The 17,237-nt window shown below is 41.0% G+C and carries 15 protein-coding genes; 2 read left to right on the top strand and 13 right to left on the bottom strand.

Annotation, left to right across the window (positions count from 1 at the left end):
• Positions 1-14: 14 nt before the first annotated feature.
• Positions 15-518 carry a GNAT family N-acetyltransferase gene (locus BT797_RS06455; RefSeq protein WP_045109977.1) on the bottom strand — a complete coding sequence of 168 codons (504 nt, stop codon included), beginning with the start codon at positions 516-518 and terminating at the stop codon, positions 15-17.
• Positions 519-522: 4 nt separating this feature from the next.
• Positions 523-981, bottom strand: a complete 459-nt coding sequence (locus BT797_RS06450) for a GNAT family N-acetyltransferase (RefSeq protein WP_075471373.1) — start codon at positions 979-981, stop codon at positions 523-525.
• Positions 982-1,351: 370 nt separating this feature from the next.
• Between BT797_RS06450 and BT797_RS06445 the strand changes: the two genes are divergently transcribed.
• Positions 1,352-2,566: an NAD(P)/FAD-dependent oxidoreductase gene (locus BT797_RS06445; RefSeq protein WP_045109975.1), complete on the top strand. Its 1,215-nt coding sequence runs from the start codon at positions 1,352-1,354 to the stop codon at positions 2,564-2,566.
• Here the strand turns inward: BT797_RS06445 and BT797_RS06440 are convergent.
• From BT797_RS06440 to BT797_RS06410, 7 genes are all read right to left on the bottom strand, one after another.
• On the bottom strand, positions 2,563-2,985 hold the full coding sequence (locus BT797_RS06440; RefSeq protein WP_075471372.1) for a lysozyme inhibitor LprI family protein: 423 nt from the start codon (positions 2,983-2,985) through the stop codon (positions 2,563-2,565). The two genes, BT797_RS06445 and BT797_RS06440, sit on opposite strands and share 4 nt — an antisense overlap.
• 126 nt (positions 2,986-3,111) lie before the next feature.
• Positions 3,112-4,317, bottom strand: a complete 1,206-nt coding sequence (gene prpF / locus BT797_RS06435; protein ID WP_244534290.1) for a 2-methylaconitate cis-trans isomerase PrpF — start codon at positions 4,315-4,317, stop codon at positions 3,112-3,114.
• 6 nt (positions 4,318-4,323) lie between these two features.
• Entirely contained in the window at positions 4,324-6,927 is a 2,604-nt protein-coding gene (gene acnD, locus BT797_RS06430; protein ID WP_075471371.1) for a Fe/S-dependent 2-methylisocitrate dehydratase AcnD, read from the bottom strand.
• 177 nt (positions 6,928-7,104) lie between these two features.
• A complete protein-coding gene (gene prpC, locus BT797_RS06425) occupies positions 7,105-8,229 on the bottom strand; it encodes a bifunctional 2-methylcitrate synthase/citrate synthase (protein ID WP_075471370.1) in 1,125 nt (374 codons plus the stop codon).
• Positions 8,230-8,472: 243 nt separating this feature from the next.
• Entirely contained in the window at positions 8,473-9,381 is a 909-nt protein-coding gene (gene prpB / locus BT797_RS06420) for a methylisocitrate lyase (RefSeq protein WP_045109971.1), read from the bottom strand.
• Position 9,382: 1 nt separating this feature from the next.
• Entirely contained in the window at positions 9,383-10,108 is a 726-nt protein-coding gene (locus BT797_RS06415; RefSeq protein ID WP_075471369.1) for a GntR family transcriptional regulator, read from the bottom strand.
• 91 nt (positions 10,109-10,199) lie between these two features.
• Positions 10,200-10,655, bottom strand: a complete 456-nt coding sequence (locus BT797_RS06410; protein ID WP_211705592.1) for a methyltransferase family protein — start codon at positions 10,653-10,655, stop codon at positions 10,200-10,202.
• A 409-nt stretch (positions 10,656-11,064) separates the two neighbouring features.
• Here BT797_RS06410 and BT797_RS06405 point away from each other — a divergent pair, with 409 nt between their 5' ends.
• Positions 11,065-12,642, top strand: a complete 1,578-nt coding sequence (locus BT797_RS06405) for a BCCT family transporter (RefSeq protein ID WP_045109968.1) — start codon at positions 11,065-11,067, stop codon at positions 12,640-12,642.
• A gap of 166 nt (positions 12,643-12,808) precedes the next feature.
• Here the strand turns inward: BT797_RS06405 and BT797_RS06400 are convergent, their stop codons facing one another.
• The 4 genes from BT797_RS06400 to BT797_RS06380 all read right to left on the bottom strand — a co-directional run bounded on the left by BT797_RS06400 (position 12,809) and on the right by BT797_RS06380 (position 17,226).
• Positions 12,809-13,681: an SDR family oxidoreductase gene (locus BT797_RS06400; RefSeq protein ID WP_075471368.1), complete on the bottom strand. Its 873-nt coding sequence runs from the start codon at positions 13,679-13,681 to the stop codon at positions 12,809-12,811.
• The gene (locus tag BT797_RS06395; RefSeq protein ID WP_045109966.1) at positions 13,668-14,324 is read right to left on the bottom strand and encodes a TetR/AcrR family transcriptional regulator; all 657 of its coding nucleotides are present in this window, start codon (positions 14,322-14,324) and stop codon (positions 13,668-13,670) included. Before BT797_RS06395 ends, BT797_RS06400 begins: the two co-directional genes overlap by 14 nt.
• A gap of 84 nt (positions 14,325-14,408) precedes the next feature.
• On the bottom strand, positions 14,409-15,590 hold the full coding sequence (locus BT797_RS23440; RefSeq protein WP_082293678.1) for a CDP-archaeol synthase: 1,182 nt from the start codon (positions 15,588-15,590) through the stop codon (positions 14,409-14,411).
• A 1-nt stretch (position 15,591) separates the two neighbouring features.
• Entirely contained in the window at positions 15,592-17,226 is a 1,635-nt protein-coding gene (locus tag BT797_RS06380; RefSeq protein ID WP_075471367.1) for an AMP-binding protein, read from the bottom strand.
• Between the last annotated feature and the right edge of the window lie 11 nt (positions 17,227-17,237).

The raw sequence follows: 17,237 nt of genomic DNA, 5'->3' as shown, positions 1-17,237 counted from the left end.
GACAACTTAGTCTATTATTCCGATTTACCCACAGATAGAGTCACTAATCTTTCGTCGTTATAGATCACAACTGAATAATCAGCATTCATATCTAGCTTTTCTAGAATTTTAATCGATGGGATATTTTCTTTTACAGCCACGCCATATATTTTCGTATGCAGGCCTAAAGCAAAAGTATGCTCTAAAACAGATTTTGCAGCTTCATACGCATAACCTTTACCTTGAGCGTCTTGCTTAAACCCAAATCTAATATCACTGCATTCAAAATTAGGAGAAACCTCTATTCCTGCATAGCCAAGCTTAACGTTTGGATGATGCTTTAGGTATACAACAAATGAACCAAAACCTTGCTTCCAATGCTCGACTCTTTTAACCACATGCTGGAGAACTTCTTCATCATTGTAGGCTTCACCTTTTGGAAGATACAAGCTCATCATCGGACAAGACATTATATCTTTATAGATATCAAAATCTGCGATTGTGACGGGTTTTAATATTAGCCGTTCTGTTTCTATCATGCCGCTATCCAAGTCTCAAACGTTCAAGTAATCGGTGGCGTTTAATCTCTAAACTTAATACGCCTTTATTTTTATCTACTTCTTTAAAACCCAGCGAAAAATACTGATCTTTCGCCACGTTATTTTCGAAGACACAGCATGACACTTGGGAGTCGTGGTCAACATAATCCAGCTCTGTTGTAAGTACCGCTTTTAACAAACGAAATCCACACAAACCATTTTGATATTCTCGAGATATTTGAAGTGAGTGAATAGTTTGGTTGTTTGTTGACACATCATAAGCAATAAACCCTATAATATGATTTCCAGATTCAGCAACTAATACCGTCTTAGACATGTAATGCTTAATAATCGACTCTCTATTCCAATCGAGTCCCAATTCTTGTTGCATTGAGAACATGTTTGCTTCTATCAGTTGGTAGATATGCTCCCAATCCGCACTAGATACTTGTCTTATTTTCATTATCTATTCTCAAAGCTCACCACAGTTAATTATACATAATTACGTATAACGAATATTTAATTACCACCAACATTACCAATTTTCATATTAATTACAAATAGATAATGAGAAAATCACGACCCTATGTCGAATAACATTTGAATAAATACAAGAATATAAAGAATACATCCTTCTTTATATTAACCCCGTGTTTTTTCATTTTAACTACTATTATTGGTTATTACTAATCTGGTGAAATGTAGATAATATTAATCTCTAAGACTATTACAGCTGAGTAATAGTCATTTACTATTTATAGGGATTGTCAATATTTGAGACGTAGATATAATGCTGCCATCAGATTTAGTTACACAGAATGGTAGAGCGTATTATGTTAAGAATTGTTGTTGTAGGTGGTGGCGCAGCTGGCCTTGAATTAGTGACTCGATTAGGCCGTAATAAACGCCACGAAGTCATACTCGTTGAGCCGTCTTCACATCACTTCTGGAAACCTCGTCTACATGAAATCGCGGCGGGTACCTTTGATGCCGAGTTGGATGCAGTGAGTTATTTCCAACATGCCGAATGTAATGGCTATACCCACATTCAAGATGCGATGACAGGATTAGACCGCGACAGCAAAATCATCCATTTACGTGGTATGAATAGTGGTCCAACGACACTACAATACGACTATTTAGTCATGGCAATTGGTGCGATCAGTAATGATTTTAAAACCCCTGGTGTGAGTGAACATTGTTTGTTTTTAGATTCATCTGGACAAGCTGAACTGGCTTGGCAACAAATCAAACAACAACTAAAAGCCACAGGTACACGTCGTATATCTATTGTTGGTGCTGGCGCAACAGGTGTTGAACTCGCCGCAGAACTCGCGAAGGTAAGCAGTAAACTACAAAGCTACAGACACGCTTCAAAATTTGAGATCACCTTGGTCGAAGCTGCAGATCGTGTATTACCCAGTAGTCCAGAATGCATGTCAGAAAAGGTGCAGGAGGCACTTAAGAAACAAGGCATTACAATTCGCACCGAAACGCGTGTCCAACGTGCTGAAACAGGTAAATTAATCACATCGGAAAACGAGATTATTCCCGCAGATTTACAAATATGGGCTGCAGGTATTAAATGTGCGGAATGGTTAACCAAGCTCGACGGATTAGAAACAAACCGTTTAAACCAATTAATCGTTAATCCTACTCTACAGTCGAGCCTTGATGATGCTATTTTTGTGATTGGTGATAATGCGCAGTGCACCCAACCTGACGGTCGTGTTGTGCCACCGCGTGCGCAAGCAGCTAACCAAGCAGCAACACATTTAGCAAAACAGTTTCATCGAATGCTAAAAGACAAACCATTACAGCCGTTTATCTATAACGATGGTGGTATGGTTGTCGCTGTCGGGCACGGTAATGCGGTTGGTGCTTTGATGAATAATAAGATCGTATTGAAAGGACGTTTAATCCGACATTTATACGATACAATATTTCGCTTACACCAACGCGTGCTATTCAGCTGGGGACGCGTAACAGCACTTGTGGTACTAAAACGCATCAAGGCTATGCTAAACCCCTATTATAAAAGTTTTTAACTTAAATCTGATGTGACTGGTTCTGGCAATACTGGCTTTGAACTGTCCATATACGTTAAGTACTGTGACCAAAGTTCATGGGTGCGTTGTTGGGTAAGCTTAGTTCGACAACTTAACGTCATCACGACGCGCATCGATCCATCTCTGAACATGGTAAATACCGAATCACACTGCGACTTACTGTACGACTGCCACGCCGATTGTGCGATATTGATCGACTCAATGATATGAGTGTCGGCTGTATATTGCGCAATACTTTTATCGAGATATCGCTGCATTTCGGCTTCTGCTTTATCTAACTGTACTTTAGCGCAGTAATTAATTTCTAACGTATTAAACGCTTTATCGCAGTTCACTGACGTTGCCATCGCTGCAAAACTGCAAACACTTATCAATAAGAATGTAATTACCTTTACCATTATAAAACCAGCCTCGGAGTGAATAGGCTGACAATATAACGGTATATTAACATTAATCCAATTATTCTATTAACTGGTTTGATTAGTTTGGCGTTCTAGACTAAATGTTATTCATAAGAGTACTGATTAACCATTATCGGCAGGAATACGCACCCAACCTTCCATTAAGGTACGAGCACTGCGGCTCATACAGGCTTTAGTTACTGTCCACTCACCATTAACTTCGGTTGCTTGTGCACCAACGCGTAATGTTCCCGATGGGTGGCCGAAATTCACCGAGTTACGCATACCACCACCCGCAGCTAAATTAACCAATGTACCGGGTACGGCAGCAGCAGCACCAATTGCAACTGCTGCCGTCCCCATCATCGCGTGATGAAGTTTGCCCATAGACAAGGCGCGCACCGACAAATCAATATCACTCGCAACGATATACTTAGCACTTGAAGACACATAATCAGCCGACTTAGCGACAAACGCGACCTTAGGGGTATGCTGACGCTGCGCGGCTTCTGCAATGTTTGATATCAATCCCATCTGCACCGCACCGTAAGCCCGAATAGTTTCAAACATAGTTAACGCTTCAGCATCATTATTAATGGCATCTTGCAGTTCTGTGCCTGCGTAACCAACATCTTCGGCATTAATAAAGATGGTTGGAATACCCGCATTAATCATTGTCGCTTTTAACTGTCCACCAGCCACAACAGACTCAGGTACAATCAAGTCATCAATCAAATTACCGGTAGGAAACATAGATCCTTTCCCATCGGCAGGGTCCATAAATTCAACGGGTATTTCTGCAGCAGGAAAGGTAACACCATCAAGTTCAAAATCACCCGTTTCTTGCACTAGGCCATTGCTAATTGGCACATGGGCGATAATCGTTTTAGCAATATTCGCCTGCCAAATACGCACCACAACCACACCATTTTGTGGAATACGACTGGCATCAACCAAGCCACTGTTAATCGCAAAAGAGCCGACTGCAGCGGATAGATTGCCACAGTTACCACTCCAATCCACAAACGGTTTATCAATCGATACCTGCCCAAACAGGTAATCAACATCGTGATCGGGTTTATCGGTTGCAGACACGATCACTGTCTTACTGGTACTCGATGTTGCTCCGCCCATACCATCTGTTTGCTTACCGTAGGGATCGGGGCTACCTATCACCCGCAATAACAGCGCATCACGCGCTGCCCCCGGTGTTTTCGCCGCTTCAGGCAAGTCTTGAAGATTAAAAAATACACCCTTGCTCGTCCCGCCACGCATATAAGTGGCCGGAATCTTAAGCTGTGGTAAATACCCCATGTTAGTTTTTATCATCGCTAGTTAAGCCTCGCTTGATTCAAGGAAATCCTGCGCGAAGCGTTGTAACACGCCACCAGCGCCGTAGATAGAGACTTCTTCTGCCGTATCCAAACGACAAGTCACAGGCACTTCAAGGGTTTCGCCATTTTTACGGGTAATGATGAGCGTTAATGACGAACCCGGAGTCGGTTCACCAATAACGTCAAAAGTTTCACTGCCATCAATCGCGTAGGTTTTACGGCTTTCACCCGTTTTAAACTCCAGCGGTAATACGCCCATACCAACCAAGTTAGTACGGTGAATACGTTCAAACCCTTCTGCAACAATAGCTTCTACACCCGCTAAACGAACGCCTTTCGCCGCCCAGTCACGTGAAGAGCCTTGGCCATAATCGGCACCTGCGACGATAATCAGAGGTTGCTTACGATCCATGTAGGTTTCAATCGCTTCCCACATGCGCATTACGTTCCCTTCAGGCTCAACTCGTGCTAATGAACCTTGTTTAACCTGGCCGTTTTCTAACACCATTTCATTATTCAATTTCGGGTTAGCAAACGTCGCTCGTTGTGCCGTTAAGTGATCTCCACGGTGGGTAGCGTATGAGTTAAAGTCAACTTCAGGCAAACCCATCTTGTCTAAATAGGCACCTGCCGCACTATCAAGCATGATAGCGTTAGAGGGTGATAAATGATCGGTAGTAATATTGTCGCCCAATACCGCTAGAGGACGCATACCTTTAAGGCTACGCTCACCCGCTAGTGCACCTTCCCAATAAGGCGGTCGGCGAATGTAGGTACTCATTTCACGCCAGTCATACAGCGGGTTATTTTTCTCACCGTAATCAACACTACACTCGATATCATTACCAAACATCGGGTTGTAGACTTGACGGAATTGTTCTGGCTTCACACTTGCCTTAAGCACTGCATCAATCTCTTCATCACTCGGCCAAATGTCTTTTAGGGTGATTGCATTACCAGCTTGATCTAAACCAAGTGTGTCACGTTCTATATCAAAACGGATAGTACCAGCAATCGCATACGCAACCACTAACGGTGGCGATGCAATAAAGGCTTCATTGGCGTGTGGATGAATACGACCATCAAAGTTACGGTTACCAGATAACACGGCTGTAGCATACAAGTCACGATCTAAAATCTCTTGCTGAATAACAGGATCAAGCGCCCCACTCATGCCATTACAAGACGTACAGGCAAACGCCACAATACCAAACCCAAGTTGCTCTAGTTCCGGCAATAAATCGGCTTCTTGTAGGTAAAGTTCCACCGCTTTTGAACCCGGCGCTAATGAGGTTTTAACCCAAGGTTTACGGGTTAATCCAAGCTTATTGGCGTTACGAGCGATCAAACCTGCCGCAATCATATTGCGCGGATTACTGGTATTGGTACAGCTAGTAATAGCGGCAATGATCACTGAACCATCAGGCATTTTACCTGGTATATTTTCGACCTTACCACTGATACCACGCTTGGCTAATTCAGAGGTAGGAACACGATTATGCGGATTAGATGGTCCAGCAATGTTACGGCACACAGTCGATAAATCAAATGTAAGTACACGTTCATATTCAACGTTTACTAAGTCATCGGCCCATAGACCCGTTTCTTTGGCGTAAGTTTCCACCAGCTTAACTTGTTCGTCTTCACGACCAGTTAACTTAAGGTAATCGATAGTTTGTTCGTCGATTGAGAACAACGCCGCTGTAGCACCATATTCTGGTGTCATATTAGAAATGGTGGCCCGATCGCCTAAGGTCAGATGCGCAACACCCGTACCATAAAACTCTAAATAACTTGATACGACTTTCTGTGCGCGTAAGAACTCGGTCAATGCTAAAACGGTATCTGTTGCTGTCATGCCTGCAGGTGGCTTACCAGTCAGTTCAACACCAATGATATCGGGTAGGCGCATATATGATGCACGACCAAGCATGACGCTTTCTGCTTCAAGCCCGCCCACACCAATTGCAATTACACCTAATGCATCAACCATAGGCGTATGACTATCTGTGCCCACTAAGGTATCAGGAAATGCCACACCATTGCGTGATTGGATCACAGGTGACATGCGTTCCAAATTAATCTGATGCAAAATACCGTTACCTGGAGGAATAACATCAATGTTTTTAAAGGCTGTTTTCGTCCAGTTAATAAAGTGGAAACGATCATCGTTGCGGCGATCTTCAATTGCACGATTTTTTTCAAATGCATCAGGTTCAAAACCTGCATGTTCAACCGCCAATGAATGGTCAACAATCAATTGCGTTGGTACGACTGGATTAACCTTAGATGGATCGCCGCCTTTCTCTGCAATCGCATCACGTAATCCCGCTAAATCAACTAATGCGGTTTGACCTAAAATATCATGACAAACCACGCGCGCAGGAAACCATGGAAAATCCAAGTCGCGTTTACGTTCAATTAGCTGCTTTAACGAATCTTCTAATACTTCAGGATCACAGCGACGTACTAAATTTTCCGCAAATACGCGTGAAGTATAAGGCAAAGTGGCATACGCACCGGGTTGGATTGAATCAACTGCAGAACGGGTATCAAAATAATCGAGCTCACTGCCCGGTAACGGTTTACGATAGTTAATGTTCATAACTTAATCCATTAAATAAATGGGGCTGAAGTAAAGCACAAATAATAGCCTTTACTCCTCCCTCTTTTAATCAAAACTAACATTGTGATCTGCTCCTATTCATCGATAATGAAAACAAGTCGATCATGCAATACAGTGCTATTTACTCATTCTTTATGAATGGTTAATAACGAGCACTTATCTTTCCGTGATTGGTGTTACAGCTCTTGGTTCTGCACCAATATAATCTGCACTAGGGCGAATAATACGGTTGTTACTACGCTGTTCCATCACGTGCGCAGCCCAACCAGTTAAACGCGAGCAGACAAAAATCGGGGTAAACAATTTAGTCGGAATGCCCATAAAATGATAAGCAGACGCATGAAAGAAATCGGCATTACAAAATAATTTTTTGCTATCCCACATGAACTCTTCACATGCCACCGAAATATCGTATAACGAAGTATCACCGTGTTCGTGAGCCAATTTTTCTGACCATTTTTTGATGATCACATTACGCGGATCGGAAGTACGGTAAATTGCATGACCAAAGCCCATAATTTTTTCTTTGCGTTCAAGCATGCCAGCCATCTGCATTTTTGCGTCTGCAGGTGAAGTAAACGCCTGGATCATGTCCATTGCCGCTTCGTTTGCACCACCGTGTAATGGCCCACGTAATGTGCCAATCGCCCCCGTTACACACGAGAACATATCTGACAATGTTGATGCACACACGCGTGCAGTAAAGGTTGAAGCATTAAATTCATGTTCGGAATAAAGGATCAGCGATACATCCATCACTCGACGATGCTGTTCTGAGGGGGTTTCACCGCGCAATAATTTAAGAAAGTGACCAGCAAGAGATTCTTCATCAGTAGTACAGTCAATTTCTACACCATCATGAGAATAACGATACCAATAACACATGATTGCAGGGAATGCTGCCAGTAGACGGTTTACCGCTTTGTTTTGCACGGAAAAATCCGTTTCAGGTTCAATGTTACCCAAGAATGAACAACCCGTTCGCATAACGTCCATTGGATGCGTATCTGCAGGAATGTGCTGTAATACTTCTTTCAATGATTGAGGTAAATCACGCAGAGTGTTCAATTCAGCTTTGTATGTTTCAAGCTGATCAAGTGTCGGTAATTCACCGTTAAACAATAGGTAAGCAACCTCTTCGAATGTAGCGTGTTCGGCTAAATCTGCTATGTCATAGCCACAATACGTTAAGCCACTACCTGATTTACCAACCGTACATAATTTTGTTTCACCAGCGCTTTGGCCACGTAAGCCAGCGCCTGATAATTTTTTATCTGTCATAATTATTCCTTTAATTATTATTTGAATTAATGTAAGCAGTTAATTTCAAACGGTTAATAGCAAATCTACATACTCAACTGCTCTTAACTACAGTTGGCTCACATTGCAACATCCTGTTTACTACTATTCGCTTGATGATTTAATTTCTATATCTGTAATGCCTATATTTTATGTATATCGTTTTATGTCTAATGTAAGTAATTTTAGTCGATTATCACGCGGACGATTTTTTCCTTCGACTTTTTATTTATTTTTTCCTTCGGAAAATAAGCTATCAAGTTTTTGCTCATAATCGTGGTAACCGAGATAATCGTATAAATCCATACGCGTTTGCATGTTATCAACTACGGCTTTTTGGTCTCCGTCAGCTAGCAAGGTTTTATAAACCTGTTCAGCCGCTTTATTCATCGCACGAAATGCAGATAATGGGTAAAGGACCATGGCACAACCCCACTCTCCGAGTTGCTCTTTATTCCATAATTCGGTTTGTCCAAACTCAGTGATATTTGCCAAAATAGGGACATCTAACGCTTCCGAGAATGCACGGTAATGTGCTTCAGTTTTCACCGCTTCAGCAAAAATACCGTCAGCCCCCGCTTCAACATACGCTTGCGCTCTGGTAATAGCGGCTTCCAAACCTTCTTGTGCAAATGAATCGGTACGCGCCATAATGAAAAAATCAGCATCAATACGCGCATCAACAGCTGCTTTGATACGGTCAACCATCTCTTCTGTCGACACGATTTCTTTATTGGGGCGATGACCACAACGTTTTTGTGCTACTTGATCTTCAATATGTACAGCTGCCGCACCGGATTTTTCCATATCACGAATGGTTTTAGCAATGTTGAATGCACCGCCCCAGCCCGTATCAATGTCGACCAACAAAGGCAAGCTCGATGCGGCAGTAATACGCTGTACATCAGCGATCACATCACTCAATGAGGTCATACCTAAGTCAGGTAAACCGTAAGACGCATTGGCAACACCACCACCTGACAGATAGATAGCCTGATGACCCAGCTGCTCTGCCATCATTGCGCAATACGCATTAATAGTACCGACGACTTGCAGGGGTTTATTATTGGTCAGTGCTAAACGAAACTTAGCGCCTGGGGATAAACGCTGAGACGAAGCTGATTCTGTAGACATATTATTTCTCTCCTTGAACTGGTGTAGTGTCTGCCTTTAACTCTGCGGCTAGTTGACGTGCAATTTTACTTTCAATGTTTTTACGTGAAGCCGCGATATGACGACGCATTAGCATTTCGGCTAATTCACCATCGCGGTCACTGATAGCATCGATAATTTGGGCGTGTTCTGAAAAAGCGCGGCTGGCTCTGGGACTGTGCATACCAAACTGGCAGCGGTACATGCGAACTAAATGATAGAGCTGACCACATATTAAATGAATGAGTTGAGCATTATGACTACCCAAAATTACTTTATAATGAAAATCTAAATCGCCTTCTTCTTGATAATAAGCCACACCATCCTTCAATGCTTGTACTGACGCATGTTGATTAAGCATGGCTTTCATGTCGACAATTTCATCATCAGTCATGTTTTCTGCCGCTTGTCTGCATGCCATGCCTTCTAATGCTTCACGTACAAAGTAAAGATCGAGTAGACCTTGAGTTGTGCACTGTACTACGCGTGAACCGACATTCGATTTACGCTCAATTAAATGGCATTTTTCTAATCGGTTTAATGCTTCACGAAGGGTAGAACGACTAACTTGGTAGCGTTTTGCGAGCTCGGGCTCACTGATCTTACTGCCAGCAAGTATTTCACCATCAACAATGGCACGCTGCATTAGCTCAAAAATTTTATCGGCAGTGGTCACTGCGACTATTTTTGTTGGATCATCTAAAGGCATAGGATTGTCGACAATGTTTGAATTTAATTCAATACTATTGATTTTTTACATTTTGTCAACATTCGCATAACTAAATGGTCGATTTATAAATTTATAACCAACGACGAACCTGTGATAGGTACGATGTAAATTCAGAGCCAAATATTGTGGTTAGCGCTCTCTCCTCTGGAATAATTTGGAACTTATTCATATAAAAAACAAAACCCACTATGACTAAAATAGTCCAAGGTGAGGATAAGTAAACGCCCCAGGAAAGTAAAAACAAAGCAAAACCTACATACATAGGGTTTCGAGATATTCTGTAAATGCCAGAATTAACTAATGATGATGCAGCTTCTGGCTTTAATGGATTAACTGTCGTCGTCGCCTTTTTAAAAGACGCTACACCTGCAACGCAAAAGAAACTCCCCAACACAACGATTAGCAGAGATAAGGGTAACCGCAGTGCTAAACTAAATGTCAGATTTGGAGTAATAAATGATATTCCCCACATAAGTACGGCAAATAATAAAGTAATAACAGGTGGTGGAATCTTGTTTTCAAGTATCGACATCGTATCGCTCCAAATAACTTAAATAATTGTTAGAGAATACGTTATTTAGTCTCCTTGAAAATAACTCAATATCATATATTGTGAACTGGACAGTAATTCAACCTGATCTATACTAAACAATGAAGAGCGTTTTTTTCTACCAATAAACCTTAGAGGTGAGGTAGATGTAGCAACCACGTCAGTTTCTGGGCTTAAAGCGTGGTCAACGAGAAAGAAGCAGAACCCTGTAATAGCTAATTCTCGACGCGCTTTTCACACTTTTTCATCACCGATAAACCGCTTATTAGGCGGTTTTATACTTTATAACTTTTTATTCTTCTGATATTTAGCTCTAAACTTGCTAAACTAACCCATAACAAATAAATCCACCAATATAGAACAGGACTGTTCTAACTGAGGACTAATGAGTATTAATAGGGATAAATACAGTATTGATAATACTGATTATACTGTTGGACAAGACAACGTCCAAAAATGGGGGTTTGACGTACATAACCCTGTATTTGGTATTAGTGCATCGTTAATTGGCCTATTCTTGGTCGCTATTTTATTAGTAGAACCTGAAACATCGAAATCATTCCTAGATGGTATAAAATGGTGGATCATAGGGGCTTTTGACGGCCTATTCATGTGGTCTGCAAATATCTTCGTTATTTTCTGCCTTGCGTTAATTGTCTCGCCATACGGTAAAATTCGTTTAGGTGGTGATGACGCTAAAACTGATTATAGCCGTATGTCATGGATAGCCATGCTATTTGCTGCTGGTATGGGTATTGGCCTGATGTTCTGGGGTGTTGCTGAGCCTGTGGCTTATTACACTGGCTGGTACGAAACTCCACTTAACGTGACACCGAATACACCCGAAGCTGCACAGCTAGCTTTAGGCGCAACGATGTTCCACTGGGGTTTACACCCATGGGCAATTTACGGTGTTGTTGCACTATCACTGGCTTTCTTTGCTTATAACAAAGGTCTTCCACTTTCAATGCGTTCTGTATTCTACCCGATTTTAGGTGACAGAACGTGGGGTTGGGCTGGCCATATTGTTGATATCCTAGCGGTACTAGCTACACTGTTTGGTCTAGCGACATCACTTGGTTTAGGCGCGCAACAAGCAGCAAGTGGTTTCCATCATGTATTAGGTATTGAAAACGGCCTATTTTTACAAATTACGATTATCGTAGTCGTTACCTTACTTGCTGTTGTATCAGTGGTTCGTGGTATTGACGGTGGTGTTAAAGTAATTAGTAACATCAACATGCTACTTGCATTAGTACTATTAATATTCGTTATTTTAGTTACATTTGCAGTTTCAATGGGCACTGTTCCTACGACTATCATGGGTTATGTTGAAAACATCATTCCATTAAGTAATCCAATTGGTCGTGAAGACTCGGCTTGGATGCACGGTTGGACTGTTTTCTACTGGGCATGGTGGATCTCATGGTCACCATTCGTTGGTATGTTCATCGCACGAATCTCACGTGGCCGTACAATTCGTGAATTCATCACCGCAGTACTACTTGTTCCAACAGCTGTGACGGTATTGTGGATGTCTGTATTTGGTGGCGTAGCCATTGATCAAGTAGCGAACAACATCGGTACTTTAGGCAGTGATGGTTTGACAGAAGTACCTTTAGCTATGTTCCAAATGTTTGATTCTTTGCCTATGGGTGAAGTGCTATCAATGCTTGCGGTTGTATTGGTATTGGTTTTCTTCATTACATCTTCTGACTCAGGTTCATTGGTTATCGACAGTATCACTGCTGGTGGTAAAGTTGATGCACCAGTACCACAACGAGTTTTCTGGGCATTAATTGAAGGTGCTATCGCAGCCGCTCTACTTTGGGTTGGCGGTACACAAGCAATTGAGGCATTACAAGCAGGTGCGATCTCTACTGCACTGCCATTCACTGTGATCCTATTGGTTATGTGTGTGAGCTTGATAATGGGTTTAAGAACAGAACAGCGTAATCGCTAAGATTAATATCTAGCGTAATCAATATAAGCTGTCAGTACCTTCGTATTGACAGCTTTCATACATACCGAGTAGTACGCTAAATATCGCCAATAATACTTTTTCATAATATTCCATATTCACTTTTAAAATAGCGCTTATTTAAAATCACTCGCGTTATTGCTATGATTTACTTTCTATCCGACTGAAAAATATGTTTAAAATATGGATCAATCTTTCGGTTACCATAGCTGGGAGCGATCATATCTTGAGCCATAGCAGTTAGAAAAAACTCAGCAGGTCCACCTAACGCCTCTGGCAGCATGGTAGCAATAAACAGGGCTATTTTTCTAATCCAGTCAGGTAAGTATGTAATCTTTACTCTTTTATCTTGAGCATTAAAAGCGGCTTTTGCAATCTCGGAGACAGAAAAAACTTCGGGCCCACCGATGTCTAACTCTCTGTCAGGTTTGTCTATAGCCTCTAAACAGAAACGAGCAAGATCTTCTCCATGGATTGGATTCAGCCTTACATTACCGCTCCCAAAAAGATAAACTCGACCAGCTTTTGCCATTGAATAAAACTCTTCAATATCAGAGTAGAATCCATTCGGACGTATGATACAAGCCTCCAAGCTCTTAACAGCCAGTAACTTAGTTACAAAAGCCTCTTTTGCTTTAAGCAGTCTTACACCCGAATATTTTTTAGCATTTAATGCTGAAACATAGATAAATTTTTTAACTCCCGCTCTTTCAGCCTCCAATAATAAGTTCAAGTTAGCCTGAAAATCGACATCCATATAGCCAACTCTGTCTTTTTGACGGGTAATACCAACGCAGGAAATAACAACATCGACGCCATCACAACAACCATCTAGGGATTGTGCGTCTGTCACTTGTACTATCTCAATTTTTTCCTTAGCGACTCCCATTGCTTCAAGCTTGGCTGAATCTCTAGCCAGAACCTTAAAATCAGCGTTCTTTATTAGTAATTCATGAACAAGATGACGTCCTAAATAACCAGTTGATCCTGCAATCAAAATACGAAGGTTAGTGGTTGTCATTTGAACTCCTTGGAAGAGTAGTAGATAAGAAAAATCGAGTGCCAGATATAACATGAGCCTTTAACTGTTCAGGACTTATATCTACTTTTCCTGAGATCCGAGCTTGGTCATAAATACCACTACGCCAAATATGAAATAGAATATCTGCCAAGCTTTTAATATCAAAAAATGAGGATGATATATGAGCTTGTTCGAGAATAACGCTTATTTGAATTATTGCTTTCTCAGGCCCATTGCGATATAGCTCTGTTTTAAAGTCAGCGAACTGTTTACCGGCTGCTAGCATTGCATTATCGAATGCTATAATTCGAGGATGGCATATTAAAGACATAAGATCGAACCCAAAATCAATAAGTATTTCTTCAATTTCAACAGGTTCAGTTAAATCAATTTTATTCTTCGGTATTACCAACCTTAAAGCTTGTTGAGTAAAAGTTTCAACATATGCTGTCAAAATACCATGAATATTACCGAAGCGGCGGTACAGAGTGGCCTTTGATATTCCGGCATTTCTTGCTATTCGCTCAATAGAGAGCCCTGAAATACCTTCACTTGCTAATATACAGTCTATTGCATCGAATACTTTATGGGTTTTTTGTATATCAACAGGTCGCCCTGCGCTTCTTTGCAGCGTTTCAGACATTCCTATCACTCATTTGTTGATTTGTCATTATACCAAAGTTACTACGAATAATTATGATACGCAAGCGTATCATAATTATTTTAGTTATACCGCACTTGATTTCAACTTGTTATTGAACAGCCATCTTTTTACTAAAAGTGCTGTGATTGGGAAACAAAGTACGTACACCCATAATATTTCAAAAGAGAAACCAAATACTAAACTATACATAATTGCGATACCAATAGCTGAATCTAACTGATCTATCGCCATAAAAAAATATTTGTTCTTTTCAGGTAGTTCTCCAGGCCCGATACCCAAACAACGTTTAAAGTAAGAGTTTGGAAACTCCCCTAATATATAACCAACGCCTGTGATAAATCCCAAAAACAAAACGTTGATGTCAGGTAGTAAGCCTTGACCATATACTTTTGTTAATACGAACTCCATGAGTACTAAAACCAGTGCACTAACCATGGTTAACAAAGGAACAAGTATCACCCCTCGCCATGTTTTGTTTGCGCCAAATAATGATTTGCTAACAGGAACAACTAAAAAATTCAGTCTATTTTCACTCACAAAAATCATATGTAATACCCCGCCCAAAGCAGCAGGAATCAAAAGATATAAAGCGAGTAATATATTCATGATAGGAGAGCTCTTATCATGATTCAAAAGTTCCAAAACAGTAAAAAATAATATACCTGTTAATGTGATTTTTACAATTTGGCTGATAGATTTAAACTTAAAGAAAGGCTTCCTTACGACCATATAATAACTAAACAAAGATAAACCAGCTGCAAGTGAGATATATGCTGAAAATGATCCCAGAACCCTTTCAATAACAAAAGCAGCAGAAAGAATAAAAATACTCCAAAAAACAGGCATCCCTAAATAACTTAATCCATTCTCTTCTTTTATATTACCCGTTTGATTAAACGCGGCAAGCCTGACACTCCCACTGGTTATCATCGCCATAATGAAAAGAGACCAGTAGCCATCAAAACCCCATTGGTACATAACGACTCCAGGTGTAATTAAGTATATTTGCATATCCATAAAACCATCAAGGTAACGGCCAAAATCTCGTTCTAGCCCCCACTTTCTCGCCAGAATGCCATCCAAGGCATCTGCTATCATCGCAATAAATAGTAGTACCATCGCAAAATAGGGACGTTCATCAATCGCACTAATCAATGCGGTAAAAGTAGTAAACACGCTTGTTAACGTTAATAAGTCAACGCGATTTAACTTTATAATATAAGGTGATTCTATTTTTTCAATCATATTAACAACTCCATGTTTCAGCGTTAGACGTCTTACTACTTAAAATGTACACTCGTAACATTGGACGATCAATTTTACTATTATGCCGACCATCAACAGGGATTTTAGACAAGACTAAAGGCAATACCTGCTGAATACCCGACTGACGTAATATTTGCTGAATTTGCACCTGTAACCCAATGTTGATTTCAGTCTTAAGTTGTAAGAACAGATACACACGATTCTCATGTGAAATTAAGGCTGTACGTGTCACATCTTTTAATGCATCAAGTCCACACTCAATTGGATATGCTTGTAAGGTCTCATTATTTACATAAATAATATCTTTCACACGTCCTGTGAGCCAAAGCCTACCTTGCGTATCGAATAGCCCTGTATCACCTGTTCTATGCCAAACCAACCCATTATTACGAGGGATTTTGTTTTCCCTATTTGCGCTTGGATTATCAAGGTACTGCTGAAGAACATGCACACCACTGACGAGTATTTCTCCTACTTGACCTTGCTTCTTCATACCCAAGCCAAGAGATGACTCATGGCAGCAATCATCACTCACATCAGCAATTAAGACGTCACAAAATTCATGTGGCGTACCCACTAAGTAGCCATCGGCTTGGTTGTGATCCGTGATATACGTTTTCATATCGATAGTTGAAATTGGCTCAGCTTCTGTAGAACCATAAATAATGATGCCATGAGCATTTGGAAATACCTGCAGTATTCGTTTAGCAAGTTCAACGGAGACTGTTGCACCACCAACAACGACTTGCCCAATATCCGTCATGGATTGATTATGACTTAATAACCAATCAACCAATTTAGAGATATAAGCAGGTGCGCCTGATATTTGTGTTACGTCAGCTTCCTTAAGTTGTTCAATCACAATGCCAGCATTCACACCAGCAGGATCAGCAAAGTCAACCTTAGGTATAATGGTACTCATACCACAACTTAAGTTATGTAAGACAATCATTGGGAAGCAAGGGCTATCAACAGCATTCTCACTATCCCCTTCTAACAAGCTGATGGCTCGATGCTGGTTAACTAAACTGCTGTGTGTACGGTCAGCCCCTTTCGGCCTACCTGTGCTACCAGAAGTAAACGTGATTAATCCATGGTCAGTATTATTCCGTGCTATGCATATCGGCACAGCTGTCGTTTTTAGCACCAATTGTTGTAAAATCCCCCCATAGCCAATCCCCGGTTTATCGAGAGCCAAACGCTCAAGACGCCATAGTGAGGGGATAAACCAAAACAATTTTACTAAAGCCGATGAGCTAATAATGGCTTTTGCATTTGCATCTTGGATCGCCATTTGTATTTTTTTTCTACCCATCCCCGTATCAATAAATACAGGTATGATGCCAATTGCAGTCATAGACAGCGCAATGGCATATAAATGCTGGCTGGGTTTTAAAATAATAATCACCCTATCAGTAGCCTTCCACCCCTTAATTCGCCATAACTGTTGATAACGGCTAACAAGATTCAATAATTCCGCATACGTACAAGATTCTTCTGACAAACAATCTTGTTTATCCATCACAGGAATTTTTAATGCTAATTTGTTGGGAAATCGATTCGCTTGATATATAAAATCGGCAGCCATATTTCCATTATGATAAGTCTCATTCATCTTAAACGTCC

This window comes from Moritella viscosa (assembly GCF_900120065.1).
Lineage (GTDB): Bacteria > Pseudomonadota > Gammaproteobacteria > Enterobacterales > Moritellaceae > Moritella > Moritella viscosa.
This window is presented reverse-complemented; position numbering and strand designations above follow the sequence as displayed.

Bases quoted from the DNA above. Each gene is read 5' to 3' on its own strand.
- prpB (WP_045109971.1), bottom strand. From the start codon at position 9,381: ATGTCTACAGAATCAGCTTCGTCTCAGCGTTTATCCCCAGGCGCTAAG.
- BT797_RS06380 (WP_075471367.1), bottom strand. From the start codon at position 17,226: ATGAATGAGACTTATCATAATGGAAATATGGCTGCCGATTTTATATAT.
- BT797_RS06440 (WP_075471372.1), bottom strand. From the start codon at position 2,985: ATGGTAAAGGTAATTACATTCTTATTGATAAGTGTTTGCAGTTTTGCA.
- prpF (WP_244534290.1), bottom strand. From the start codon at position 4,317: ATGATAAAAACTAACATGGGGTATTTACCACAGCTTAAGATTCCGGCC.
- BT797_RS23440 (WP_082293678.1), bottom strand. From the start codon at position 15,590: ATGATTGAAAAAATAGAATCACCTTATATTATAAAGTTAAATCGCGTT.
- BT797_RS06395 (WP_045109966.1), bottom strand. From the start codon at position 14,324: ATGTCTGAAACGCTGCAAAGAAGCGCAGGGCGACCTGTTGATATACAA.
- acnD (WP_075471371.1), bottom strand. From the start codon at position 6,927: ATGAACATTAACTATCGTAAACCGTTACCGGGCAGTGAGCTCGATTAT.
- prpC (WP_075471370.1), bottom strand. From the start codon at position 8,229: ATGACAGATAAAAAATTATCAGGCGCTGGCTTACGTGGCCAAAGCGCT.
- BT797_RS06450 (WP_075471373.1), bottom strand. From the start codon at position 981: ATGAAAATAAGACAAGTATCTAGTGCGGATTGGGAGCATATCTACCAA.
- BT797_RS06455 (WP_045109977.1), bottom strand. From the start codon at position 518: ATGATAGAAACAGAACGGCTAATATTAAAACCCGTCACAATCGCAGAT.
- BT797_RS06445 (WP_045109975.1), top strand. From the start codon at position 1,352: ATGTTAAGAATTGTTGTTGTAGGTGGTGGCGCAGCTGGCCTTGAATTA.
- BT797_RS06405 (WP_045109968.1), top strand. From the start codon at position 11,065: ATGAGTATTAATAGGGATAAATACAGTATTGATAATACTGATTATACT.
- BT797_RS06415 (WP_075471369.1), bottom strand. From the start codon at position 10,108: ATGCCTTTAGATGATCCAACAAAAATAGTCGCAGTGACCACTGCCGAT.
- BT797_RS06400 (WP_075471368.1), bottom strand. From the start codon at position 13,681: ATGACAACCACTAACCTTCGTATTTTGATTGCAGGATCAACTGGTTAT.